The sequence below is a fragment of the Streptomyces sp. PH10-H1 genome (genome assembly GCF_030063355.1).
Classification (GTDB): Bacteria; Actinomycetota; Actinomycetes; order Streptomycetales; family Streptomycetaceae; genus Actinacidiphila.
On record NZ_JASISZ010000020.1, the window covers coordinates 63,216 to 87,532 of the forward strand.

Consider the following 24,317-nt stretch of genomic DNA (forward strand, 5'->3'; position numbering starts at 1 on the left):
GGTGTCACTGCCCCGAAGCCGGCGGCGAGGAGTCACGCTCGGCCTCGATCAGAGCGACCAGCTTGGCGATCATCTCCGGCGCCAGGCCGGCCTGCTCCGCGCCGCGCGCGGCCAGCGCCAGGCCGCCGGACGCCGCAGCGAGCAGCTTGATGCTCTCCACGACCTGCTGCGCCACCTTCTCGCCGGACTGGAAGTACACCGGCGAAACGCCCAGGACCTCCGCCAGGCTCTCGTAGAACGCCGCCTCGTCCGGCGCGCCCGCCAGGACCTGCGCAAGCTGCTGCCGACCGGTGCGCACCGCGGCGAACTGCTGTGCGGTGACGAGCTGCCGGCCGGCCCGGGCGTTGATCTGGTCCGCGAATTCCCTGTCACTGGGCGGCGCCCCGGGATAGGTGTGGTTCAGCAGGTAGGTGACTTTTTCGCTCAGCGTCTGCGGCACCGCCGGAGTGGGGGCGATGTCGCCGAAGGAGACGCTCTGCGCGGCGCGAACTTGCTGTTCGGTGACGTTGTAGGCCTCAGCGACCTTGGTAATCACCCGGGCGTCCAGGGGCTTGTGGCCGAGCTCGGCACCGCTCAGGACCCCCCGTGGGACGCCACTGATCTTGGCGGCGTCGATTTGGGAAAAGCCGGCATCGGTCCGCAAGTCCTTGAGGTCCGCGGGCCCTTTGCGCGGAAACATCTCATCCAGCGGCCGACTGAACGCGGCGGCGATCGTCGCGAGCTTCTCGGCGCTGGCAAAGCGGGTGCCGGCCTCCCACTGCGCGACCATGGCGCGTTCCACGCCCACCGCCCTGGCGACGTCTGCCTGGTGCCATTCACGCGCCCTGCGCTCCTGGCGGAGGAGTTCGCCGTTGAATTGGCGTGCAGGCATCGTGTGGCTCCTGAGGGGGTGACCTGTTGCGCGGGCCGAGGCGAGCTTCGCCACTGGCATGCAGCAGGCTACATGATGCGGCTTTGTGCAGAAAGATCTTGTTTGCTGCTGCATGGCGCGCCGCAGAAAGGCGGTGATCTGCTGCGCGATCGAACGAGCTTCGGCACTGGCTTGATGCAGCAAGCTACATGATGTAGCTTCGTGCCGAAGGATCTTGGTGGTGCTGCATATCTTGCCCCGTGCACACCGCCGAGAACCCTCATCACACCCTATCCGGGGCGCCCTTGGGCACTCCGGGTCCGGAACCGGGCAGCTACTGGCCTGGAAAACCGACTGCCCGGTTCCGGTATCACCCTCGGGAGACATGCATGAGTGTGCCATCAGTCCGTGCTTTGACACAGCCAGGCACCAAAACGCGCGCCACGATCGTCACCACTGCCGTAGCCCTGGCCGCCGTGACGCTCGCCGCACCGTCGGCCGGCGCGGCCGACAAATGGGGACCCGGCTTCCTCATCCCGGACTCCGCCGGCCACGCCGGCGCCTCGCACCTGGGCGCTTACGGCGCCCCTGGTGCACCGCTGCCCGGGATCAACGGCTTGGCCTACTGCGCGGATCCCGAGCTCTCCGGCCCGGACACCGCCGGCCGCTACGGCCCGGCCACCGACTTCACCACCTGGACCTCGCGGGCCACCGGCAAGAAGGCCTCCCCCCAGGACGTCGCGCGCGCCGCGTACCTCCTGTCGCAGTACGGCGAGACCACCCGCGACGCCCAGGCCGCCGCGATCGACGCAGACATCTACACCTTCCTCGAGCCCGGCTCCACCTACGCCCTGCCCGACGGCAAGCGGGCTCTGCAGCGCCTGGCCTACCCCGCGGTTCCCGCCACAACGAAGAACCTGGCGCAGGACTTCCTTGCCGAAGCGGCCACCTTCGCCGGCCCGTACACCCTCAACGTCCACCCAACGGCCGGCCCGTTCACGCCGGGCAAGACCACCCCGGTGACCCTCGACGTGACGTCCGCCTCCGGGCACAAGATGCCCGGCATCAAGCTCGAGCTCGATGTCTCCGGCGCAGCAGCCGGCGCCGGAACCGTGACCACCAACGCCGACGGCATCGCCACGGCCATCATCACCCCGACCGCGGCCGGCACCGTCGACATCAAGGCCCTCGCCAAGTCGCTTCCCGCCACCGCCCTGCGCGCAGTCGCGCCGAGCAACACCAAGGCGCAGCGCATGCTCCTGACCGGCGGGCGCTCCACCGCCCAGGCACAGGCGCAGCTGACAGTCGCCACCCCACACGGCGGCCTCACCCTCACCAAGACCGCAGCCGACACCGGCGCACCACTGCCCGGCGTGGTGTTCGCGGTAAAGGACTCCGCCGGCAAGACGGTAGCCACCGGTGCAACCGACGCCCACGGGGTCTGGACTGCCGCGGACCTGACGCCCGGCGCCTACACCGTGCACGAGGTCGCAGCGGTGGAGGGCTACCAGCTCGCCGCCGACCAGGACGCCACCGTCACCGAAGGCACGACGGCCCGCGTCGCGGTCAAGGACACCAAGATCCCCGCACTGCCGAAGCCGAAGCCGCGCCCCGTCACCATCACCGTCCTGCCGAAGACCGGCGCCTGAGCTCCCTCTTCGACACCTGGTCCTCAGCGGACCTGACGGTGCGGTGGAGGCCGGCCTCGCAACCGGCCTCCACCGCACCGACGGCCCCAAGCCGATTTCACTCGCTGGAAGCACCTATGCCGAACACACCCGATTCCCTCGACCCTTCCCCTGCCGGCGAATCCGCGACCGCCCGACCCGGCACCCACCGACTCGCTCTCGTCGCCGCAGCCGCCACAGCCGGACTCGGGATCGCCGCAGCCCTGTGGACCCAGACCGGCCATCAGCCTGCCGCAGGGCCCAAGGCGGCCCCGCGCCCTCCTGCCACCTCGCAGGTCCCCGACCCGCTGACGACCCCTTCCGCTGCTGCACCCGACGGAGCGGCGGCCGCGGACACCACCGCGGCGTCCCGCACGCAAGCCGTCCGGGCACTCACCGTCTGGGGCGGCACCAACCCGGCCGGAAACGGAATCCACGCCGTGGGAGGCAACAGCGAAACCGGCCCCGGCGGCCCGATCGGCGAAGTCCTGCGCATCCCCGTCCTGGGCGCGTCCTGGGCCCAACCGGTCTACGACGGGGTGTCCGACCGCCAACTGCGCGCCGGCATCGGGCATTTCCCTACCACCGAGCAGCCAGGGCAGATCGGCAACTTCGCCGTAGCCGGCCACCGCTCCGGCGTCACGGACCCGGCTTTCCAGCACATCGACCGCATCCAGCCCGGCGCGGCCATCACCGTGACCACCGCCCACCGCGTCACCTACACCTACACCGTCACCCGGGTCCGCACCGTCGCACCGGATGACGTCGACGTCATCGCCCAGGTCCCTGACCAGCCCACAGCCACCCCGACGACGGCCCTGCTCACTTTGGTGACGTGCTGGCCGGCCACCGGCCACTCCCAGCGCGTCGTCGTCGAGGCACGCCTCGTCGCATCGAAGGGAGGTACCCAGTGACCGCACCCTCCACCCGCCAGGTGGGCGGCACCACACGCACTGTGATGCCGGCCCGCTCCTGGCCGGTCTACGAACTCGGACGCGCCCGCGCGGAGATCGTCGCGATGGACATGCTCCTGCGCGGCGTCTCCCGCACCCGCATCCGCCACAGCACCAAACTGTCGCTGTTCAGCATCGCCCGCCTGGCGGACCTGATCGCCGAAGAGGCCGACCAGCCGCCGATGCCCCGCAACGTGTGCCGCAACCCAATCCGCCACTCCCACGCCACCAGCCGCCAGAAACCGCGGATCCCGACCCCGGTCCAGGACCTCACTGAGCCCCTGCAGATGGCACTCGCCCTGGACTGACCCCCGCGCGACCAGCGCCCACCGTCCCGCTCTGCCAGGCCCGTACCGCCACGGGTCCATTTTCGTGCACCCAAAAACCCCAGGAAGCCCCCATGCCCACGCCCCTCACCCCGCTCGCGCCCCGCGCCCCGGCCACGGGTCGCGCCGTGCCCGGTGCTGCTGTGCGCCTGCCGGCGAGCAGCCAGTGGGCCACCACCACCCCCTCCCGTATCGCCCCCGAGGGCTACTCGTGGCTGCAGGCCGTCCACTGGCACCACGACCACGCCCAGGTCGCCCACGACCGCTCCCACGGCCCGACCCGCCTCAATCGGACCACGCTGCGCCTCGCAGGAATCCTGGCCCGGCTGACGGAGTGCCGGCCCGGCGTGGACCAGCTCGTGATGTGGCTGAAGATCAGTGAGCGCACCGTCCAATACCACCTGAGCCTCCTGCGGGACGCCGGACTGCTCGTGTACCTCTCCAAGGGCACACGTGTCAGCGGAATCGGCGGCCGGGCCAGCGAGTTCCTCCGGACTATCCCTCCGACCTTCGACGAGGCCCTGGGGTTGCGGACCGGTCCGTCCGAGCGGTACATCCGCTCGGTCCGCGGCATGGCCGAAGACCAGGTCCCCGTGATGAAAGCTCTCGCGGCCAAGGCCAAGCGGACACTCTCCAACGCCCGGACAAAGGGGGCCAATCGCCGGGCGCTGAAGGCCACTTCGGCGGCCTCGTCTTGCACCCCAAGGGGGGTAAGTACTTCTAGGCTTTCCTCTGCCGGTATGACTTCGCTTCCCCCTGAGAGCAAGCTCGGAGCCGGGAACCACACGTCACCCACCCCCCAGAAGCCGGCCGCACCGCGCCGGAAGCTGAACCAGACCGGCCGCCGCCACCAGCTCGCCTTCGAGCTCATCCAGCAGGTCGGCTGGCTGAACCGGGCCGACGTTCCCCGGATCGCCTGGATCGTCCGACATGTCGCCGACGCCGGATGGACCGCAGCCGACGTCATGGCCGTCCTGGCGCAGCAATCGCCCGCCCAGCGGGTTCACCGCCCCTCGGGATTCCTCGCCAGCCGCCTGCGCGGCGTCGAGCAGGTCTACGACACCCCAGCCAAGCGGGCCAATCTCGTCACCTGGTGGCGGGACTCGCGCCGTGCCGAGCAGGATCGGCACGACGACTGGGCCGGCGCATGGCAGGCCCCCACCGATCGCAGCCTGGTGCGCCGAGTCGACGCGGTCTTCGCCGACGTGCGCCAGGCCGCAGCCGGCGTCCTCGTGCCGTACGGCGAGATCGCCGCGGACGACGACGCCTCGGCCGACCTGGAACAGCTGACGCCCGAGGAGATCACCTCCCTGCGGGCGGCCGCGCAGCAGGACCCCACGTTCATCCGCATCACCATCGACGCCCGCGGCGAGACCTACGCGAGGCGATTGTTCACCCACCATTTGGTCGACCAGGCCCGCCGGCTCGCGGGCCTCGGCCGCACGACGTTGCACCGACGGAGGTCAGCATGACCACACCCCCGGCCGCCGGTGCGGACCTCGCCCGGATCGCCCTCGTCGCCGCGAAGCAGGCCGCCAAGCAGCGCGGTACCCACGGAGCTGCTCAGCGCAAGCCCAAGCGCCGGTCTACCGGCGCACACCGCGCCGGCCGCGACCCCCTGGCACTCGAGGGAGCGCTTGCCGCCCTCATCGTCGAGCGCGGCTGGGAAACTCCCGCGGCCGCCGGCTCGATCCTCGACCGATGGACCGCCATCGCCACCCCCGAGATCGCCGCGCACCTGCAGGCCGTCGGCTTCGACGAGCGGACCGGCACCCTCGAAATCCTCGCCACCTCGGCCGCCTGGGCCACCCAGGGCCGCCTGCTCAGCATCCAACTCATGCGCCAGGCCAACGACGCAGCCGGCCGCCAGGCCGTCCACCACATCGCCATCAAGGCCCCCGGATCCCGCACACCTCCCAGCCCCGCGCCGGCAGTTACCCCATCAGCCAGCCAGCGGCCGCCGCCCGGCCCCATCCGTACGCGCGCCGATGCCCCAGACGGATACCACCAGGCGCGTTCCGCCGTACAGAGCGGCCCCCGAACCCGCAGCGACGGCCCGCTACGCACCCGCGAGGCAGCCCATCCCGGCTACCACCAGGTCATCCTCGCCATCGTGCAGCCCGGCATCCCGGCTCGCCCATCCCCCGCACCGGATCCGCTCCGCGCCTCCCAGCACAGCACGCCTGGCTATCAAACCGGCCTCGACCTCCTGCGTGCAGCCCCCCCAGCGCCGGCCCCCCGGCCGTCGGCGCTTCACACCCGCGCGGCAGCTTCCGCCGGCTACACCCAGGTGCTGCAGGCGCTGCGGGCCGGAAAGGGCCGCAGCATCCCTCCGTCGGACCACCTCTCGCACCCCGTCGACCACGAGGCCTGACGGAACAACTCCAACCGGACGGAGCGCTGTTCATGGAAACCTTCACCGACCCCGCCGCGCATCATGCAGCAGGCAAAGAACCGCACCACCGCCTCACCGCGTCAACCGTCACCGACCCCGCACTCGAAGACCTCTACGCCGAACGCGACAGGTACCTGCGCCTCTTGGCGGTGGTTCTCATCATGGGAGCTTCTGCATGAGCACGGGATTCGCCCCGCTGCAGGAGCCCGGAATCGACCGATCCGCCACGGCAGCCGCGGAGCCCAGAGCCACGCCCTTCGCACCTGACGCTGGCGTTAACACCTGCGCTGCTCGAAAAAGCACGACCTCCACAGAAAGAGACAGTTTGGGTATATATGCCCCGTGTGGGACGAATTTACCGGCTCCCTCGCAGGCACCAGCTGTCCGATGTTGGACACAACCGGTCTCGAAAAGAAGCAGGAATCAGCAGGTATATGCCTAGATGGATGGTAAAGAGGGCGTGGACTCAGCAGGGCCCCCATGAAATAGCATCTGCTGGACCAGATCTTCCATGGGCAAGGGGCACCGCTATGTCGACCATCACCATGACTTCGACCGCAGTTACGACCGACGGCACATGGATTTGGTTCCCTTTCTAACGCCAAACCGCCTGACGGTGCGCCACGGATTTGGCGTGTCCCCTTCAGGTCAGAACCTGACATTCCGCACTGTTTGATCCTTGACGCGAAATCCGGGAACGCCAAGGCCGAGACGCTGGAAAGCCGTTGCTCATAGCGCCGGCTTCTCTTGCGCTGATGCATGCACCCAAGTCGCGGACGCCTAGGGGTCCAGCGGCCCTACGAACTTCCAACGGGGTCTGGCCGTCTCACAGCGTGTGGTGGCCACACCCTGTCGCGCCGAGGGAAGCCCTTCACGGCCCTCCCCGGGGCGCGCCCCACGTTGGACGATGGCCCGCGACGTTCGCGGAACCGTTGCGCATGACCGCTGGCGGCCAGCTGCTTCGCCGAGGCACTACGGCGAAGCAGCCAGCCGCCAGCCCACAGGGGGCCGCCCTGGCTCGAGCGCATTGCAACCGACCGGGACGCGGTGAGCTGGTCCCGGTCATCGACATCCCCCGTAGCTTTCCGGCTCCCCAACTGGACTCAGGCCAGAACTCGTTACCGGGGGCCGCGATGACGACCGCGCCCCTGCTCCTCGCTCGCTGACCACTTCGACCGCTGGCCCGGTCCGCTCGGCGGAATGTCCGGCGGACCCCACCGCGAGGACCGCGCAACCACGCTCGACGGCCCGCACGACCGGCTGGCGAAGGTCCTTGACGGGCACCCCGAGCGTCTAGCGCCCGGTCGCCGGCCTGCTGGCCGACACAGCCGCAGCCACCGCGCGGGTAAGACGAAGCCGCAGCGCGACGACATCGCTGTCCGGAAGGCGCGGAACCTCAGCGCGGTCGCGGGACCGAGACGGTCGCCTGCCGCGACGTTCCAGCCGGCCGGTGCCTCCGCACTCCGCCGGAAGCGATATGTACCTCTGCCCAGGGCCCTTGCGCGCAGGCCCGCCCACCCGGTGTGGCCGCGGCAACTAAGCAACGGTCAAGAATACATACAAATACATCGTGCATCGAGAGTCGATGTATTCTAGGGTAGGAGCCGACACCACAGCTTCGAAGGACTCTCATGGCGCTTCGACCGATACACCCCGACCAGGTTCTCGCCGTCAACGTCTCCCGGAGGTGGGGCGAGATCCGACGAAGCGAAGCGACCGAAGGCGAGGTAGTGCTCGGTGCGTGGTCTCCGTGGGTCGGCCGGTCCACCACGAAACAGCACTTCGACGCCGATCGCATCGCCGTCGTTCTCGCTTGCAGAGGCGGTAGGACCATGGCCGTCTACGACGTCGAACCGGACAGCAACGGCAAGCGCTGGCATTGGACCCAGAGCACGCCCGCCCGCATCGTGTTCCACGGGCGCCCCTCCGAGCGGTACGCCGCGCAGCTTCACGCGCCGGCGCCGAGCTGGGAGCGGGGTCAAGGTGTGCCGGTCAAGGTGCTCAGCCTCGACTCCCTCGTCGAAGGCGGCGATCTTTCACCTGACGAGGCGCCAGCCCCGCAAGACCACGCGCGCATCGGTCATGCGGTTGTCACTCTCGCCGGGCCGGACCACGTGACCGTGTCCGTCCCTCCCCACTACACCGTCACGGTCACCACCCGCGAGCCCGACAGGAGCAGCTGAGCATGGACGCACAGCAGTACAACGACGGCCTCGCGGAACTGCGCGGTGTCCGCGATGACATCAAGAAGGTCCAGGCCGCGCTCTCCAAGCTGACCGGTCAGCGGGACAAGTACGTCAAGAGCCTGGCCGGCTACGCCAAGGCCAAGGCCGACCGCCTCGCCCCCGCGGCCGGACTGTCCATCCAGGACATCGTCGCGCTCGCCCCGAATCTGGCGCCCGAGCCCGTCGTCACGGCCCCTGCCGGCACGCGGCCGCCCACAGCGCCCGTCACGACCTCCGAGCGCACCGGTGCCGCAGCCCCGGCACTGACCCCGGTTCCCGCCCACGTTGCCCGCACGCAGCCAGTCGGTCCGGACACGGCCCCGGACCCCGCTGCGGAACTCCTCACGCAGGCGACCGCCCCCCCGGAGCCCCCGGCCTCATCTGCCGCGCCCGCACCCGACGGCGCCGACGCCGTACCTCGTGAGCTGCCCTCAATCCCCGAAGGGCCGGCCGGAGACCGGTTCTTCACCGTCGCGCCCAACCTCCGCTCCGAGCGCCCAAACTTCACCCAGACCGTCCGCCCCAGCGCCATCCTCAACACCGACACCGGGGTCCTGGTCTACAAGGACCAGCGCGTGCGTCTCGACCTGGGCGCGGCCAGTGCCGACGAGATCCTCACCGCCGTTTTCGCCTCCGTCCCCGACAGCGTCCAGCGCATCTACGTCACCGGCGCCCCGTGGCATCGCGACGCCGACAGCTACCCCTACCTGCGAGATGCCGTACGCGCCTGGCTGGACGCGCCGATGCCACACGGTTGGACGGTCGAGACGCAGCGCGGCAGGGACGCCATGGCCGGGCACTTCCTCCATGAGCGCACCCCCGTGGGCCGCTGGCAGCGCGGCGCGGACCAGCATGTCGAAATCCGCAACGTCGCCGAGTGGTTCGACCCGCGGGACGCCGACCCGGGTACCATCCGGGCGGCCTTCAATCTGACCTGGGAAGCGCTCAAGCGGGAGTGGCCGGACGTTGTCCTCATGGGTTCCCCCATGCAGACCGGGCGTGACCTGTGGACCCGGACGATCCCCACCAAGCAGGGCGCGCGCTGGGCTGATGGCTATCCGGTGATGTCCGACGAGATCCGCCAGCTGATGCACGCCACTTCAGGTCAGGGCCGCGACGAGCTGATCACACCACCGCGTGTGCCTGCGCAGCTTCCCCGGCTCGCCGAGCTCGACCGCACTCTGGCCTACGGCAAGCACACCTGGGCCTCCGGCGTTGGAGCTCCCCAACGGGTCACGGCCGGCACCTTTGCGTCCTGGTCCGAGAAGGACCAGGCCAACGCCCTCTTCGCGCCCAGCCACTGGCAGGTACGGGTGACCATTCCGGACGACTGGAACCACGTCGGCCTGCTGCCCGCAGCAATCGAAGGCCCTCGCGCCTGGCACTACCCGCACGAGGCCGGGCGGACCTTCACCACCTGGGCCGGTGGCGCCGAGGTCAACGCCGCCCTGCGCAACCCGATCACGCCCTGGAAGATCGAGATCCTCGACGGGCTGCTGTGGGAGAGCGGCACCCCCCTCAAGGACTGGTCGGAAAAGCTCAAGAAGGCATGGGCGAGCCTGGCCGCCAAGGCGCAACTCGCTGGCACCGACGACCTGCGCGAAGCCAACCGGCTCGCCTCCCGGGCCATCCGCAGCATCCTTCTGTACGGCATCGGAGGGTTCGCCCAGCGCCCGACCATCACCACCGGGACCGTGCCGGTCGGTCACGAGAGCCAGATCCCCAAGGGCGCGCGGCCCAAGAGCCTCAGCGACGGCACGATCACGTGGGAACAGAGCCGGATGAGCCGCAACCCCAACGCGCATCCCGAATGGGCCGCCGGAGTGTGGTCCGCTGCCCGCGCCGCGCTCCTGTCCACCCGAGCAAAGACCGCTGACGGCCAGATGACGCACGTCGGAGCACTGCACCTGAAGCCCGGAAGCATCGTCGCCTTCCGCACCGATGCGATCTACACCACGGACACTCCGAGGTGGCCCTACAACGGCGAACCGGGCGACTACCTGCTCAAGGGATTGACGCCCGACCCTGTTGCCGCACCGCTGGACATGGCCGAGTTCTACAACCTCCAGGCCCTCGGCCGCGCCCGCCTCGACGAGGCCCAAGCCCAGTCCTGAAGCCACCGCAGATCCGACTGACCGACCCGATTCCGAAGGAGAACCGGCCCTATGCCTCCGCGCAGGCGCAGCAACCCCAGCAGCACACCGCCGCCCAACGAGGCCGCGCGCCTGACCAACGCCCTGATCGGCGAGGGGTTCAACCGTCGGCAGATCGCCCAGATCCTCGGCCGCAACTCGGCCGTCATTAGCCACTTCTACACCCGCGGCCCAGGTGCCGGAGGCTCCTACGTCGACGCCCTGCTCGCCGTGGTCCAAGAGGTTCAAGGCGGCGGCCCACGCGACCTGGACTCCCTGCAGCGTCTGGCCGGCAACTACGTCAAGCGGCGACGGACGAAGAGCGGCAGACTTGCTCGGGTCCGGGCCAAGGACGCGGTCCAATTTGCCCACGACGAGGAATGGACCTCCGGGATCGCGCGCGCCGGCAGGCAGCACATCGCCTCGGGCGCCTCTCGGCTTGCACCGATCCTTGAGGCCGCAGCGCAAGCCGACGGCGTCGTCGCTTTCACCGTGCGCGCCTCCAAAGGTCGCTTTCTCCTGGATTCCGGTAGCGGTGAGGACAGCCCCGGGGTCCATCGCGGTGTGGTCCAGCGCGCTGACGGCACCGAGGAACGCAGCTACGGCAACAGCACCCTCGGACCAGGCACCGGCACCGCCGGATTCGACGCCGGCTCCTGGCACCAGCGCGTTACGGAGCACCACGGCGACGTCGCGGCGGCCATCACGGACTGGATGGTTGAGACCGGGCGCCTGGCTGAAGGCGCAAGAATCACACACGTGGAACTGCGCGCATGGAAGCCTGAGGACTGAGCGTCGACCCAGCACTGAGGCCCACCCGATCGGTGACCAAGGCGCCGCTGCGACGTGCCAGCCTCCGCCCGGTCGCCCCGAGAAAACTCACGCGCAGCCGGCGCCCGTACCGGACAATCATGTGACATGAACTCCGATCACGGCCGACGCTTCGGGCCGGACTTTGTGGCCGAACAGTTGCGGCGCTACCAGGACAAACCGCCCGAGCGGCGGGCCTTGTCCTACGACATCACCGTCGGGGAGGAGTACGAGCCCTGGCGTGACTGGCTGGACGGGCAGATCGCGATGCTTCCGGACACGGCCGCCGCGACATTCGCCGCCAAGCTGTGGCAGGACCAGCACTTCTGGCCGGGTGTCATCGAGCTCGGAGTCGGCGCGGCGCTGCGGGCTACCGACCACCGGGTGGAGTACGAACAAACGTGGGACGGCCTGACACCCGACTGGACCGTCCTGCGGAAGGACGGGCGGCCTCTCGCCCTGGTGGAAGTCCTCACCGACAGTCCCTCGCAGGCGCTGTACGGGCAGGTGCGGGCCTGGCACAGCCTGGTGGAACGGATCAAGGCGATCCCCGTTCCGGTGGTGCTGGCCCTCGCGGGGAATCCGTCGGGTCCTGCGGTTGCCCCCGATGCCCGTACTGCGAAGAGGATCACTCTGGCTTTGCGTCGCTTCCTGATGTCACCGCTCATCACGGCGGACTTCCGGATCCACGGCTACCACTTCCAGATCCAGGGCGACCCTCGAACCGGCCGGCTTCTGCAACCCCCCGTCTTCGGCGCGATCTTCACGCCGCCGTCCGGTCTCGCCGGTCCCGTCACGGCTACGGCCCTGGTGGAGCGGATCGACGAGAAGGTGAGGAAGTACCGGGTTATTGCTCAGGCCGCGGAACTCCCCCTGCTCATCGCCGCTGGCGCCCATCCGTTTACTGGCGTTGGGCTCCAGCAGTTGGACCACCTCCTCGACGGCCGGCTGACCACGACCCTGCAGTTCAATTTCGGCGACAACTACCTGGGGCCGCCCCAGGACATCAACCCGAGCTTCCCGCGTCGCTGGGCCATGCCGGCCGACCTTGCTGGGGTGCTGTGGATCGACAATGTGTATCCCTTCGGAGCGACCTGGCGTCCGAACGGAGCTGCCGCTCGCCCCGCACCCGAGGCGCTGACCAAGCAGTGGGCGACTCGATAGTGGGCCTGGAGACCGGTGTAGCGAGAGCATCTCGGCATGCCTGGACTCCAGCCCAACTGCCCACCTCGATCTGCGAGGTCGGTGCTGCCAGGTCTGCCGCATTTCATTCGTTGCCCCACCGACATCGGCCGTCTACCGGCGACGCCGATCCTGCGGCACGATGCTTTCTGTAACTCTCGGCGCTGAAAGGGATCACAATGGGTGAACACGGCAAGGACGAGGACCTGAGCAAGGGCGACCCGCCGCCTAATAACTCCGACGGACAGGTCCCGCCTACGCCCCCGCAAGATCCAGGCAAGCACCGGAAATAGGGAACCGCGTTGCCCGACTTCGTAGAGCACCAACACCGCCTGGCGGCTGCCATGGAGCAGGCCGGGGGGTGGCCCGCACGCTCCCCGTGGATCCGCCAGGCGGTCGCGGCGCTGCCGCGGCACGCGTTCGCCCCTGACCGGCTCTGGTCCTGGGACGGCCACGCCTATCAGGCCGTGGACCGCACAACGGAGCCCGAACGCTGGGCCGGTGAGGTCTACGGCAATCCCTACGAGGCTGCCATCACCCAGCTCAGCGACGGCGTGCCCACCTCCAGCCTGTCCGCACAGAACGTGGTCGTCGACATGCTCGACTCCCTGCTCCTGGATGAAGGCCACCACGTCCTCGAGCTCGGAGCCGGGACGGGATGGAACGCGGCCCTGCTTGCCTGGCGCACCGGCACCCAGGTCACCAGCGTCGAGACCGACGAAAGTTTGGCCGTCCCAGCCCGGCAACGGCTCCGCGCGTCCGGTGCGGCGGTCACGGTCGAGGTCGGCGACGGAACCGCCGGCTGGCCCGACGGAACCCGGTACCACCGGACCATCTCGACGTTCGCGGTCGAGCACGTCCCGTGGGCGTGGGTGCAGCAGACCGTGCCCGGCGGGCGGATCGTCACTCCGTGGGGCCGACTGGGGCACGTCGCCCTGACCGTCGCTGACGACGGCCGCTCGGCGACCGGTTGGATGCAAGGCCTGGCGATGTTCATGTCCGCCCGGGGCACTGCCCCGGCCCGCCGGCACCGCGAGGTACGCGACGGTGTCCCGCCTGCTGGGCAGCGACCCTTCCAGCGGGACCTCGCACCACTGCGGGACGACTGGAACCTCAAGTTCGCCCTGCGCGTTGCCGTGCCCGACCTGTACGTGACGACGGCGGTCGACGAGGACGGCCTGAACGCCTGGCTCCACGACAACACCGCCTCTTGGGCGACGATCTCCGCCATCGGCGGCGGCCGGACCATCGTGACCCAAGGCGGCCCGCGGCACCTGGCTGACGAGGTCGAACAGGCATGGGACCAGTGGCTCGCCACAGACACCCCCACCCCGTACGACTACGGCATGACCGTCACTCCCAAAGGCCAATTCATCTGGTGTAAAGACCCGGCAACTGGCCCCCGGTGGACCAGGGGACGCACGAATCTGGTGGCGCAACCGAGCTGACTTCTGCAGAACAAGACCGCCCGGTGATCTCTGTCCATCGATGCAACTGCTGGTTGAGCGCATCATGACCGTGTCCGTGGCATGGGGTAAGAATGGAGTCATGACAGTGCTGGTCAGAGGGAGGCTCATGGGACCGCGGAACCTACCGATTCAAGCGCAGGTACTGGACGGCGTGCAGGGTGACGCCTTTGAGGGGATGACGGTGCCCCTGCGCGTCGCCGCTTCACTCCTGGGGATATCGACGTACACCCTCAACCTGGCCATCGCCGACGGTGTGTTCGTCCCCTCGCAGCACGACGGGTCGCAGTACCGCTTCATTGCGTTGACGCGGGTGCTGGCCGTTCGGCGCCAGATGTTGTTCGGCGCCCCCACCCAGTATGGCGAAGTGGGCGCCACTAACCTCGATCGTTCATGAGTCCTCGTCGGTTCGCTGACGGGGACTCTGTGCTTGTGAGGGCGGAATTGCCCCCGCACCCGGAATCGGCTCGCGTCTTAGGGCCGCGTCGTCGGTTTCCGTCCGGTCCAGGCTCAGGAACATGTCGGCGAGGGCGAGAAGCGTCCCAGGGACGCACCGGACCAGATCGTCGAGGAGCCCGGGCCAGTCACCCAGCTCCAACGCCCGTGACATCAACTGCCTGCCCTGCTCGGCCGGGGCATGGTGCGAGAGCCCGGCTAGTGCGCTGGCGCGCCAGCCGGGCAGCGGTATGCGTTCCGCAGCGGCGAGGGCGGAGCGCAGGTCTCCGGTGAAGGCCGTCGCCCTCGCCAGAAGCGTCAGCGACGTGGACCGGTATCGACTGTCGGCACACGGCAATCGGGCGGCCCGGTGGGCCCACACCGTGAAGCCGGGCTCTCCGAGCCGGGCTGCGGCCTGGACGAGTCCATCGACGGCGAGCGCTCGCCAGAATGAATCGGTGATGCTGCGCGACCGGTCCTCGGCGGCGTCGAAGCGGCGGCTCCAAGCCAGTGCCTCTGCCTCGTAACGCACCATCTCATCGCGGTATTCACTGCCCCCACTCGCCCAGGCCAGTTCCTGTACACACTCGGCCAGCACCGTGGCACGGTGGTGTGCGCCGCCGATGGCCGCCGCGCCTGCGAGCGCGGTGAGCAGCCGTGCCTGATCTTGCCGCTGGTCCCCGGGCGTGCCCGGGAACGCGTCGAGGAGTCGCTCGGCGAGAGCGAACCGTCGATGGGTGATCGCGGCGTGTGCGAGCGACCTGCCGGCCTTGATCTGGTCTTCTCGGTCGCCGAGGCCCCGCACGATCTCCTGTGCCGTGCCGAACTCGCCGCGACCGGCCAGCACCTTCACCAGTTCGACGTACGCCCATTCCCTATGACTCTCGGCGGTGGCCCGGGCCACCGCCTCGGCCTGAGCGATCCTTCCTGTACGGGCCAGGGCGCCCACCAGCGGTACTTGTGCGTCCGCTCTGCGGGAAGGCACGGCGATAGTGGCGGCGAAGGCAGCGAGATCCTCCGTCAGGCGTGTGGCCCGCTCCCGCTCACCGGCGGTGCACGCCGCCTCCACCAGCGCGGTCAGCGCTTCTGCATGGGGGCGGGGCCAGATGTGGTCGCGGCACAGCCGCTCGGCGTCCGCCAGGAGCGCCGCCGCCCGGTCCCGGTCGCCGCGGTCGAGCGACACCTTCGCCAGTTCGACCCACGTCTCGGCACGCTCATAGGCGCCCCGTACCGACGCGGCGACCGTGTGCGCGCGTGTCATGTCTCCCGCCAGAGCGGCCGCCACCGAGGCGGCTCCGAGCACCTGCGCCTGCTCTCCGGGCTCTTGGTCTTCCGCATGCGCACCGTCCGGGCCCGCCGCCGAAGTGCGGAACACGGCTTCGAACAACTCGGAGAGCGCGGCCGCACGCCCAAGGTCAGCGCACATCCTCAAGGTCCTCATCGCAGCCCTCACCAGAGACATGACCGAACTGGAGTCCTGCCAGCACGGATGGCCAGGAACCGTGGCAGCCTCCGCGATCACGTCCGCAAGCCGCGCGGCGCGCGCCTGATCACCCGACGCCACGACGGCCTCACTGAGCGCTCCCGCCACATCGAGCTTCCAAAGGGACGGCTCCGCCCCGTGGCTCAGCTCCGCGGCAGCCTCCAACATCGCCGGGCCATGCTTCCCGGTGCCTGCCGCGGCCTCCGCCAGCACCAGCGACGCTTCGATCCTGGCCCGGCGCCGCGCTGAACGCACCGTGCCCGCCAAGACCCGCAGGTGTCCCAGGACAGCGTTCACACGGTCGGGGTCTGACGACTCAGCCGCCCACCGTACGTCGGTCATCTGCCAGCTGTGCGCGTTGTCGCGCCCCGTCCGCTCAATGGCGTCCGCCAGCTCAACAGCCCGCTTCCGGCTGCCGCCGGCGGCAGCGGCCCGTGCCTGTGAGGCCAGGACATGGGGCTTCCAGCGGCTGGCGGTTCCTTCCAGGATGGCTCCGATCGCGCGTTCGCAGACGAGCGCGCGGTGGTGGTCGCCCGCCGCCCCCGCGGCCTCCGCCATGGCAGCCAGACGGCGTGCCCGCCAGCAGGCGCTGTCGAATCCTTCCGCGAGATTTTCGATGGTGTCGGCCAGGTGCTGCGCGCGTGCGCTGTCGCCCCTGCGACCTGCCTCCACGGCGATCTGCGCCAGCGCCGGGGCCACCGTGTCCGAGTCACCCATTCCGCGTGCCAACGCTTCGGCGCGGTCAGGCTGGCCGAGGGCCGCCCAGAGGGCCGGCAGGCCCTCCGGGTAGTCGTTGCGGTCCTTGAGCCGACTGCGGTGCGCCGCCAGCAGCGCCGCGCGTACGAGGTCGGTCTCCTCGGCCGGCACGAGCAGGGACCACGCATGGTCGATCTCCACGAGTGCGGCGGCGTCTCCGCCAGTGCGTTCACGCTGCCGGTCCTGACGAGCGGCGTCGGTCGCGCAGGCGACGGCACGCGGCAGGTCGCCGAGGGAGCGCAGCAACCTGGCATAGCCGAGCAACAGATAATCCGGAGTCCCCTGTGGCCAGCGCTGCTCCCGGTACGTCATTGCCCAGGAGTGCAGCCGTTCACGGTACGCGGACAGCCTGGCTGGACCGAACATGGTGAGCGCGGTGCTCTGCAACTCCTCGTGTCCCAGGACGTACACGTCGCCGACGTCCGCGTCGGATCCAGGCGGCGGATGCTGATTCGCGCGCGTGGCGAACGTCCTGCCGGTGACCGCACGCAGGTGGCGTTCCGTCTCCCAGTCGGACATGCCGGTCAGTTGCGCCAGGTCCGACACGCTCAGACCGCCGCCCGCGGCGACGACGAAGCCGAGAAGGTCCCGCTCTTCGGACGCACCGTTCAGCAACCGCACCAGTTCACGCTCGCAGTCGGCACGGACCGCCGCGGCGTACGGTGATCCGGCGAGGGTGCGTACGATGCGGGGGTCGTGCAGCGGGTGATGCCCCGGCACGTCGGCCGGCACCGGAGGATGCGGCCTGCCGGCCACGACCACCCGCAACCCCGCCCCCGGCCGCGCCGGCAACAGCGCAGCAATACTGTGCGCGTCCGGACCAATGGTCACCCCACGATCCTCATCCAGGCCATCGACCAACAACACCAGACGCTCACCCCGCCCCCGACACAACTCAGCCGCCTCCCCCAACATGGTGAGGAGGTGCGCGTCGCGGGTCGAGGGCGTGAGGAACGCCGGCGCCGTCCGACCGAGCAGCGCGGCGAGTTGCTCCCCGACCACGTCGATGAACGCCGTCCTGTCACTCTGGGCGGCGAACCGTGCGGTGATGAAGAAGGACACGACTGTGACTCCGGGCGGAGGGTGCAGCGCGAACCACGACAACAGTGCGGTCTTGCCCGCCCACGCGGACGCTCTCCACCACGTGTAGGAGCCGGCGTCCGTTGCGGTGCAGAACGCCGCGAGTTCGCTCAGTTCCGCCTGCCGGCCGATGAGCTCGGGAGGGGCGATACGCGTGATCTGCTGCCGGTAGCCGCTCCGGGCCACCGTCGGACCGTGCACGGCGATGTCGCCGTGCACGATGCCGCTGACCGCGACAGCGCCCGTGGCGGCACGGGCCTCTCCGCTCTCGGCGACGGCGGACGTCGGCCGCCGCTGCCCGCGCGCCTTCACCTGTTCCTCGTACGTCTCACGCACGCGCGCGTCTCCCCGGTGGCCGGCGTGGAGTGTCCGGGCGCAAGCCGAGAAGGCCCGATCACGTGACGCGGATCCCGCTGGTGGCGTCTCCGCCTCCGGTGGCGTCGGCCGGCCCGGTCCGTTCAGCTTGGACCGGACCCACATCGCTACCCGTTCCGCCCGTGGCCACAGCGGTCACTCCGGACACGGCCGTGCCGCCGGCGGCGGCACGGGCCTCTCCCGTGTCCGAGACCCGCAGCCCGCGTGGGCCCGGACCGGGCACAGCCGCCCAGATCGCGACGCCGAGCCCGGCCACCGCGACGAGCGCTGACGCGACGGTGGCCAGTCTGCTGGCCTCGTCCCAGCGCATCAGGAGAAAAGCCACTTCCAGGCCCGCCACCGCGAGGCAGGTCACCGCCAGAACGATCCGTCGTGTGGTCATGCTTCCATCATCGGTGCAACTTGTCTGCTTTGAGGAGTAGTTCGCCGAAACGAGGACAGGTCCGAGGAGCGAGAGCTCCGGAAGGCACGTCTCCGGCGATCACCTCGGCGAGCAGATCTGCCAGTGGCAGTCGAGTCTGTGTCCGAGTCGGCGAGCTGCTCTCACACGTGCGCACGCTGAGGGAGCGCACCCAACTCGCATACCTGCGCATTTTCTGAACGCTGGGAAAGACGTCCCTGTACCTGCCCCGGCGTCCCAGTCGTAGCGGGGATCTGGCATGCCCAGTGAGTGCTGCGTTGAAACTGGACTCTTAATGCTTGCGTTGCATACCTCGCTAACATAAGCTTTAAGGGCTAGGTGGCGCTGTCAGAGCATCCGCGTTTGCCAACCACCCTGCTGATGCTGATTTGCCGACTGTGCTGTGTTGTCACACAACTTCGGTGGCTGGATTCGCGGGAGGCGCGAAATCTATCCACAGGCCAACGGCCATATGGTCCGTCAGGAAGGGAGGACAGATGCTCAGAACCCACCGACGCCCTGGTGCGCCCGGAGCCAGTGCACAGCAGATGGCCGACACCGAACGCTGGATCGAACGAGCGCAGCAACACCGCCGCGCCCGCTGGATCCTGCCCTTGAGCGCTGGGGCCGCCGCGTGCGGCGTGCCTGCCGGAAACCTTCTGGGCCCGCCCGCCGGCATGGCGCTCGCCGCATTGATCCTGGTCACAGCATGCCGGAGAACCTATCGCAGCCGTGGAAGCTCCTGGGCGAAGGGCGCAGCAGGCGAGCGCCGCACAGCTCGGATTCTCGCACCGTTGACGTGGTCCGGGCGCTATGTCGTGCTGCATGACCGGGCGATACCGGGGTCGAAAGCCAATATTGACCACCTCGTCATCGGCAGGACAATCCCGATCTGCGTCGACTCGAAGAACTGGCTATCGGTGAAGTCCACGATCCAGGTCCGCAGGGGAGAACTCTGGTACGGAGGCTTCTCGCAGAGGGACGCCATGAAGACTGTTCGTTGGGAAGCGGACCAGGCGGCTCAGGCTCTCGGCTGGCCAGTTCGGAAGATTTCAAGTCCAGTGAGACGGTCGTGACGCTATGAGGTTTGTGGTGCGGGTTCGTGGCGCTTGGTCGGGTCGTTGATCCAGGCGGTCTGGGGGATCTCGGGTGGTCGGGGGCGGCGGCCGAAGCGTTCGGGATGGCGGGCGTATGCCTCGGCGAGGGTGACGGCCCGCTGGTCGCGGACCTCCTCGGCGGTCCCGAAGTGGACGGATGCCGGGGTGTGCCAGCCGATGCCCGAGTGCCGGTGCTCGTGGTTGTAGTACGCGATGAAGGCGTCGAACCATTCGCGGGCGTGGGCCAGCGAGTCAAAGCGATCGGGGTAGTCGGACATGTACTTCGTGGTCTTGAACTGGGCCTCGCTGTAAGGATTGTCGTTGGAGACCTTCGGCCGCGAGTGCGACCGCGTGACACCCAGGTCGATCAGCAGCTGGGAGACCTTCTTGCTCGTCATCGAGGTGCCGCGGTCCGCGTGCACCGTCTCGGGCACGATGCCGCTGCAGGTGATGGTCTCGCGGATCAGCTCCTCGGCTCGTGCCGCCGATTCGGCCGCTTCGACGGTGTGGCCGACGACGTAGCGGCTGAAGATGTCGATGATCACGTAGGCGTGATACCAGATGCCCTTGGCCGGTCCGGCCACCTTGGTGATGTCCCAGGTGAACACCTGCGAGGGCCCGGTGGCGACCAGCTCGGGGACCGCCTTGGCGGGATAGGCGGCCTGCCGTCGGCGCTCTCCCGACTGGCCTTGCTCGCGCAGGATCCGGTACATCGTCGAGACCGAGCAGTGATAGCGCCCGGCGTCCAGCTCGCGGGCCCAGATCTGCGCAGGCGCAAGCTCGGCGTACTCCTCGCCGTTCATCAACTCCAGTACTGCGGACCGCTCTTCGTCCGTCAGTGCCGACGGCTGCACCTGAGGGGAACGTTCTTTGCGTGGTGGCCGGGGCCGGAGCCGGCGGTAGTGGGTGGCCCTGGACCGGCCGGTCAGCCGGCAGGCGGCCGTGATGCCCAGCTCAGCCTCCACGCCGGTGAACGCCTCGTCCACGACAGGGTCGGTGGCAGGCTTCAGTCCGCGCTCTCGGAGATCATTTCCAAGAGCGCGGAAGCTTTTCCCATGACGTCCAGCGCGGCCTTGTTCCGGGCCAGTTCCCTCTCCAGCTGTTCCACCCGGCGGCGCAGCTTCTCGTTGTCCGTCTCGGCGGCCGACTTCTTCGGCCTTGCCGGGCTGGTGCGCTTGTCGACCAGCTTCTCCAGGGCCCCGGCGTCCCGCGCGGCCCGCCACTCGGTGACATGCGAGTGGTACAGGCGCTCGCGGCGTAGAACCGCGCCCTTCTCGTTCTTGGGCGCGGCGTCGTATTCGGCCACGATCCGCAGCTTGTACTCCGGACTGAAGGAGCGACGCTTCGGCCTGGGAGCCGGGTCGAATTCGGTGGGCTTGGTGCTGGTCATGAGGGGGTGGTTCTCCTTTCGGTGCCCTCTCAGGCTAACCCGTCGAAGCGGGACGTCTCACCCAAGGCTGGCAGAGAGGGAGTTCGCGCAGTAATCGCCGTCCACGGAGCACACGTCCCGGGCGGACACATTCACCTCGACGGTGTCACCGTCATCCCGGCAAGCCAGCTGCGCCGCTATATCCACTCACTTCCCACATCTCCCGGGTGGGATCGCGCGATGGTCCGCGACACCGTGCGCACCGCCCAGGTCCGCCTCCCGCCCGCCGCACAGGCCGGCCCGCGCCGCCGGCCGGGACGAGACCGCCCAATCACTCGACGGAAAGCACAGGCCCCACGGTGAGCATCTTCCGAGTCCCTGCCCCCAGCAATGCCACCGACCGGCGCACCGCCGCCCACGCGGGCCCCCACACGCAGACCCACCGAACCCTGCCGGTCGGCGCGGCCTTGGTCGTGGCAACGACACTGGCACTGACCGGGTGCGCCAGCAGTGACAAGGCATCCGGCAAGCACCCAGCCGCCACGACCATCGCACCGTCGGCTTCGGCCGCTATACCGAGCGCCTCCGCGACGGATGCCGGTGCGCCGAAGTTCGACCTGCCGCCCGACGTTCACGTTGTGATCGACGGCTTCGACAGTAACGACCCCACCAAGAAGGCCGCCCTTCGCGACACCTCGTACGCGATCAACGCGGTCCTTGAGGCCGAGTCGCGCATCATCGTGAAGGAGACACCCAACTTCGCGCGCTATTTCACCGGCCTTCAGGGCGCCCAGTTCGCTGACACGATCATCGAGGAGGCCCGCACCGGGGAGATCATCACCGGCACTTACCGCTACTACCAGTCCACGGTGAAGATCGTCAACGCCGGTGTCACCAACGTCGCCTACTGCGAGGACCAGCGGAAGGGCTTCAGCAAGGTCGCCAAGACCGGACGCGTACTGATGACTACTCCCTCCCTCCAGGACTTCCGCCGGTGGTCGATGACTCTGGTGCAGAACACTGCAGGGGACTGGCAGGTCCTGCGGTACACCTGGACGCTCGGCGCGAAGGAGTGCCAGATCGCCTGACCCGAGTCCCCGAGCGGTTCCTGGAACCACCGACCGAGTCGCAAGGACCGCCAACGGCCCGGGACAGACTCTGACCCGCGGCCGGCCTCGGCGATGTCGCAGCCCGACGGGCTAGTGAGAGAGAGCCGTGTCGGGAGGGTGCCGACGGCGCAGAAATCTATCCACAGGCATTCGCGCATAGCGTGCTCATACGGCCCGGCGACCACAGCGCGCCAGCACCGAACTACCACCACGCATCCGCTGCGGAACCCCCCACCTGCAGAACCAAGGAGCTCCCGATGCGACACGCGCCATCCGCAGAGCCCACAGCCCCCACCCCTCAGGCCCCACCGGCCCGCACCGAAGCCACGGACGAGTCCGATGGCCCAGCCACCGTGAACGCCCCCGTTCCGCGGCCCCCAGCCCCCGAACACTGCACCACCGCCTGCGTGCGCTAACCCCCGACCGCCCTACCGCTCAGGAGCAGACGTCATGTCGCGTGTTCTGCCCGACGCCGACCCCGCCCCGCGCACCGCCGACACCAACACCCCGGTCCCTTCGACAGGAACCTCGGCCAGCGAGACCACAGCCCTGGCCCGACTGCGCCGGATGGGTCAGGCCCTTGCTCTACCCATCGCCGCCATGCCCGCTGCTGGACTTCTCCTGCGCGCAGGGCAGGACGACCTCCTGGGCCGCTTCGGCCCGCTCCACGAGACGGCCATGGTCATGTCCGGGGCGGGCGCGGCCATCCTCGACTACCTGCCCTTGCTGTTCACGCTCGGCATTGGGCTGGGCATGAACCGGACGAAGGACCGGGTAGGGCCCGTGCTCGCCTGCGTCGTCTCCTACTTGGTGCTGGCCCGAGTCGTCCTGGTTCTCAACAGCCCGCTGCCGGCCGGACAACTCGCCACCCCACCGGCCCGGTGGCCGTACGGGGCCCTGGCTGGCATCATCGCCGGCCTCCTGGCCCTGGCTGTATGGAAGGGCGTGGCCGGACGACGGCACATACCGCCCTTCGTTGCCTACGGCCTCGTCATCGTGGCGGCGGCGGCCGCCGGAACACTCCTCGGTCTGGCCTACCCGGCGGTGGACCGGGTGCTGACGGCATCCGCCGGCACCGTCGCCCACCACGCCATTATCGGCGGCGGACTGTTCGGATTCCTCAACCGACTGCTGCTCCCCATCGGTTTGCACACCCCGCTCAACCTCGTCCTCTGGTACCTCACCGGCGACTGCGGAGGCATTAAGGGCGACGTTCCCTGTTTCATCCAGGCCCACGACCCCCACGCCGGCAGCTTCCTAACCGGATTCTTCCCCGTGGCGATGGCCGGCCTGCCGGCAGCAGCCCTCGCCATGTGGCACTGCGCCCACCCAGACCAACGCCGCCGCGTCGCGACACTCCTCCTACCGGCCGCCGCCCTGTCAGCCCTGACCGGCGTCACCGAGCCCATTGAACTGAGTTTCGTGTTCGTCGCGTTCCCGCTCTACCTCGTCCACGCCGTCCTGACCGGACTGAGTCTCGCACTCGTCAACTGGCTCGGAATTCGCAGTGGGTTTGTGTTCTCCGCAGGTGCCCTGGACTACTTCTTCAACTACTCAATCTCCACCAAACCCCTGCTGCTGCTCCCCATCAGCGCTGCATACGGCGCCCTCTACTACGTCGTGTTCCGGTTCCTGATCACGCGCTTCAACCTCCGCACCCCTGGACGCACCCCGGTGGCGGCCGAGGAGACAGAACAGACCTCGGCGCCCTCGCCGACTCACGACCCGCCCCGTACCGCACAGCACCCAACCAGCCCGTCCGAGGCCGCCGACGGCAACCCGCAAAGGAGATGGAACTGATGCTCCGCGATGTTCAGGCCGCGTATTACGGGATCGGAACGCTCTTTCCCGTGATCGTCATAGATCCCACGCCCAACTGGATCCAGAGCCGGCTAGGAGCTCGCCCCGAACGATCGCCTGAAGGCCACGGCATGCTGCTGCTGCGCTGGACCGGTCGCCCGCACGACGAGGCCTCCGCACCTGCCGCGCTGCGGTCCACCGCCCGACGGGCCCCACACGATGCAGGCAACATGGCTGAGCTCCAACAGTTCTGGAGCACACTGCCAACAGGCCTGCACCTCATCGCGCTGTCCAGCCGGTTGCTCCTGGGCCCGTGGGACACGAGGCCCGGCCTGACATCCGGCCAGGACAATCAACGGGCGGCTGCGTGAACCGCCCGTCGATCACCGACCCACCCTCAAATGGCA

General features: G+C 69.1%; 21 protein-coding genes. 16 read left to right on the forward strand and 5 right to left on the reverse strand.

Annotated elements, in window-relative coordinates:
• Positions 1-4: 4 nt before the first annotated feature.
• Positions 5-871: a helix-turn-helix transcriptional regulator gene (locus QMK24_RS15075; RefSeq protein ID WP_283466374.1), complete on the reverse strand. Its 867-nt coding sequence runs from the start codon at positions 869-871 to the stop codon at positions 5-7.
• A gap of 368 nt (positions 872-1,239) precedes the next feature.
• Here QMK24_RS15075 and QMK24_RS15080 point away from each other — a divergent pair, with 368 nt between their 5' ends.
• The 12 genes from QMK24_RS15080 (at position 1,240) to QMK24_RS15135 (ending at position 14,403) form a co-directional block, all read left to right on the forward strand.
• Complete coding sequence (locus tag QMK24_RS15080; protein ID WP_283466375.1) at positions 1,240-2,499, forward strand: SpaA isopeptide-forming pilin-related protein; 1,260 nt, start codon at positions 1,240-1,242, stop codon at positions 2,497-2,499.
• A 116-nt stretch (positions 2,500-2,615) separates the two neighbouring features.
• Positions 2,616-3,431, forward strand: coding sequence for a sortase (locus QMK24_RS15085; RefSeq protein ID WP_283466376.1), 816 nt, complete (start codon positions 2,616-2,618; stop codon positions 3,429-3,431).
• On the forward strand, positions 3,428-3,778 hold the full coding sequence (locus tag QMK24_RS15090) for a hypothetical protein (RefSeq protein ID WP_283466378.1): 351 nt from the start codon (positions 3,428-3,430) through the stop codon (positions 3,776-3,778). The genes QMK24_RS15085 and QMK24_RS15090 overlap by 4 nt, the downstream gene beginning before the upstream one ends.
• 92 nt (positions 3,779-3,870) lie before the next feature.
• Complete coding sequence (locus QMK24_RS15095) at positions 3,871-5,268, forward strand: helix-turn-helix domain-containing protein (protein WP_283466379.1); 1,398 nt, start codon at positions 3,871-3,873, stop codon at positions 5,266-5,268.
• Complete coding sequence (locus tag QMK24_RS15100; RefSeq protein ID WP_283466380.1) at positions 5,265-6,170, forward strand: DciA family protein; 906 nt, start codon at positions 5,265-5,267, stop codon at positions 6,168-6,170. Before QMK24_RS15095 ends, QMK24_RS15100 begins: the two co-directional genes overlap by 4 nt.
• Before the next feature lie 32 nt (positions 6,171-6,202).
• The gene (locus QMK24_RS15105) at positions 6,203-6,370 is read left to right on the forward strand and encodes a hypothetical protein (RefSeq protein ID WP_283466382.1); all 168 of its coding nucleotides are present in this window, start codon (positions 6,203-6,205) and stop codon (positions 6,368-6,370) included.
• A 1,653-nt stretch (positions 6,371-8,023) separates the two neighbouring features.
• Positions 8,024-8,374, forward strand: coding sequence for a hypothetical protein (locus QMK24_RS15110; protein ID WP_283466384.1), 351 nt, complete (start codon positions 8,024-8,026; stop codon positions 8,372-8,374).
• A 2-nt stretch (positions 8,375-8,376) separates the two neighbouring features.
• Positions 8,377-10,530 carry a Mucin-19 gene (locus QMK24_RS15115; protein WP_283466385.1) on the forward strand — a complete coding sequence of 718 codons (2,154 nt, stop codon included), beginning with the start codon at positions 8,377-8,379 and terminating at the stop codon, positions 10,528-10,530.
• Positions 10,531-10,581: 51 nt separating this feature from the next.
• On the forward strand, positions 10,582-11,340 hold the full coding sequence (locus QMK24_RS15120) for a hypothetical protein (RefSeq protein WP_283466386.1): 759 nt from the start codon (positions 10,582-10,584) through the stop codon (positions 11,338-11,340).
• Positions 11,341-11,466: 126 nt separating this feature from the next.
• A complete protein-coding gene (locus QMK24_RS15125; RefSeq protein WP_283466387.1) occupies positions 11,467-12,522 on the forward strand; it encodes a hypothetical protein in 1,056 nt (351 codons plus the stop codon).
• Between the two features lie 320 nt (positions 12,523-12,842).
• Positions 12,843-13,988 (forward strand): methyltransferase domain-containing protein, encoded by a 1,146-nt coding sequence (locus QMK24_RS15130; protein WP_283466388.1) that lies wholly within the window; start codon positions 12,843-12,845, stop codon positions 13,986-13,988.
• 40 nt (positions 13,989-14,028) lie between these two features.
• A complete protein-coding gene (locus QMK24_RS15135) occupies positions 14,029-14,403 on the forward strand; it encodes a hypothetical protein (protein ID WP_283466389.1) in 375 nt (124 codons plus the stop codon).
• Here QMK24_RS15135 and QMK24_RS15140 read toward each other — a convergent pair.
• Positions 14,398-18,096 carry a hypothetical protein gene (locus tag QMK24_RS15140; protein ID WP_283466390.1) on the reverse strand — a complete coding sequence of 1,233 codons (3,699 nt, stop codon included), beginning with the start codon at positions 18,094-18,096 and terminating at the stop codon, positions 14,398-14,400. The two genes, QMK24_RS15135 and QMK24_RS15140, sit on opposite strands and share 6 nt — an antisense overlap.
• 58 nt (positions 18,097-18,154) lie before the next feature.
• Complete coding sequence (locus QMK24_RS15145; RefSeq protein WP_283466392.1) at positions 18,155-18,517, reverse strand: hypothetical protein; 363 nt, start codon at positions 18,515-18,517, stop codon at positions 18,155-18,157.
• Positions 18,518-19,083: 566 nt separating this feature from the next.
• On the opposite strand from QMK24_RS15145, the gene QMK24_RS15150 reads away from it, so the two are divergent.
• Entirely contained in the window at positions 19,084-19,611 is a 528-nt protein-coding gene (locus tag QMK24_RS15150; RefSeq protein ID WP_283466393.1) for a nuclease-related domain-containing protein, read from the forward strand.
• Between the two features lie 2 nt (positions 19,612-19,613).
• Here QMK24_RS15150 and QMK24_RS15155 read toward each other — a convergent pair whose 3' ends face one another.
• The gene (locus QMK24_RS15155) at positions 19,614-20,618 is read right to left on the reverse strand and encodes an IS3 family transposase (protein ID WP_283466395.1); all 1,005 of its coding nucleotides are present in this window, start codon (positions 20,616-20,618) and stop codon (positions 19,614-19,616) included.
• 20 nt (positions 20,619-20,638) lie between these two features.
• Entirely contained in the window at positions 20,639-21,022 is a 384-nt protein-coding gene (locus QMK24_RS15160; protein WP_283466396.1) for a hypothetical protein, read from the reverse strand.
• Between the two features lie 338 nt (positions 21,023-21,360).
• On the opposite strand from QMK24_RS15160, the gene QMK24_RS15165 reads away from it, so the two are divergent.
• From QMK24_RS15165 to QMK24_RS15175, 3 genes are all read left to right on the forward strand, one after another.
• Positions 21,361-22,089 carry a hypothetical protein gene (locus QMK24_RS15165; protein WP_283466397.1) on the forward strand — a complete coding sequence of 243 codons (729 nt, stop codon included), beginning with the start codon at positions 21,361-21,363 and terminating at the stop codon, positions 22,087-22,089.
• 471 nt (positions 22,090-22,560) lie between these two features.
• Positions 22,561-23,910, forward strand: a complete 1,350-nt coding sequence (locus tag QMK24_RS15170; protein ID WP_283466399.1) for a PTS transporter subunit EIIC — start codon at positions 22,561-22,563, stop codon at positions 23,908-23,910.
• A complete protein-coding gene (locus QMK24_RS15175; RefSeq protein WP_283466401.1) occupies positions 23,901-24,281 on the forward strand; it encodes a hypothetical protein in 381 nt (126 codons plus the stop codon). The genes QMK24_RS15170 and QMK24_RS15175 overlap by 10 nt, the downstream gene beginning before the upstream one ends.
• The last annotated feature ends 36 nt before the right edge of the window (positions 24,282-24,317 follow it).

Bases quoted from the DNA above. Each gene is read 5' to 3' on its own strand.
- QMK24_RS15075 (WP_283466374.1), bottom strand. From the start codon at position 871: ATGCCTGCACGCCAATTCAACGGCGAACTCCTCCGCCAGGAGCGCAGG.
- QMK24_RS15080 (WP_283466375.1), top strand. From the start codon at position 1,240: ATGAGTGTGCCATCAGTCCGTGCTTTGACACAGCCAGGCACCAAAACG.
- QMK24_RS15085 (WP_283466376.1), top strand. From the start codon at position 2,616: ATGCCGAACACACCCGATTCCCTCGACCCTTCCCCTGCCGGCGAATCC.
- QMK24_RS15095 (WP_283466379.1), top strand. From the start codon at position 3,871: ATGCCCACGCCCCTCACCCCGCTCGCGCCCCGCGCCCCGGCCACGGGT.
- QMK24_RS15100 (WP_283466380.1), top strand. From the start codon at position 5,265: ATGACCACACCCCCGGCCGCCGGTGCGGACCTCGCCCGGATCGCCCTC.
- QMK24_RS15105 (WP_283466382.1), top strand. From the start codon at position 6,203: ATGGAAACCTTCACCGACCCCGCCGCGCATCATGCAGCAGGCAAAGAA.
- QMK24_RS15110 (WP_283466384.1), top strand. From the start codon at position 8,024: ATGGCCGTCTACGACGTCGAACCGGACAGCAACGGCAAGCGCTGGCAT.
- QMK24_RS15115 (WP_283466385.1), top strand. From the start codon at position 8,377: ATGGACGCACAGCAGTACAACGACGGCCTCGCGGAACTGCGCGGTGTC.
- QMK24_RS15120 (WP_283466386.1), top strand. From the start codon at position 10,582: ATGCCTCCGCGCAGGCGCAGCAACCCCAGCAGCACACCGCCGCCCAAC.
- QMK24_RS15125 (WP_283466387.1), top strand. From the start codon at position 11,467: ATGAACTCCGATCACGGCCGACGCTTCGGGCCGGACTTTGTGGCCGAA.
- QMK24_RS15135 (WP_283466389.1), top strand. From the start codon at position 14,029: ATGCAACTGCTGGTTGAGCGCATCATGACCGTGTCCGTGGCATGGGGT.
- QMK24_RS15145 (WP_283466392.1), bottom strand. From the start codon at position 18,517: ATGACCACACGACGGATCGTTCTGGCGGTGACCTGCCTCGCGGTGGCG.
- QMK24_RS15150 (WP_283466393.1), top strand. From the start codon at position 19,084: ATGGCCGACACCGAACGCTGGATCGAACGAGCGCAGCAACACCGCCGC.
- QMK24_RS15160 (WP_283466396.1), bottom strand. From the start codon at position 21,022: ATGACCAGCACCAAGCCCACCGAATTCGACCCGGCTCCCAGGCCGAAG.
- QMK24_RS15170 (WP_283466399.1), top strand. From the start codon at position 22,561: ATGTCGCGTGTTCTGCCCGACGCCGACCCCGCCCCGCGCACCGCCGAC.
- QMK24_RS15175 (WP_283466401.1), top strand. From the start codon at position 23,901: ATGGAACTGATGCTCCGCGATGTTCAGGCCGCGTATTACGGGATCGGA.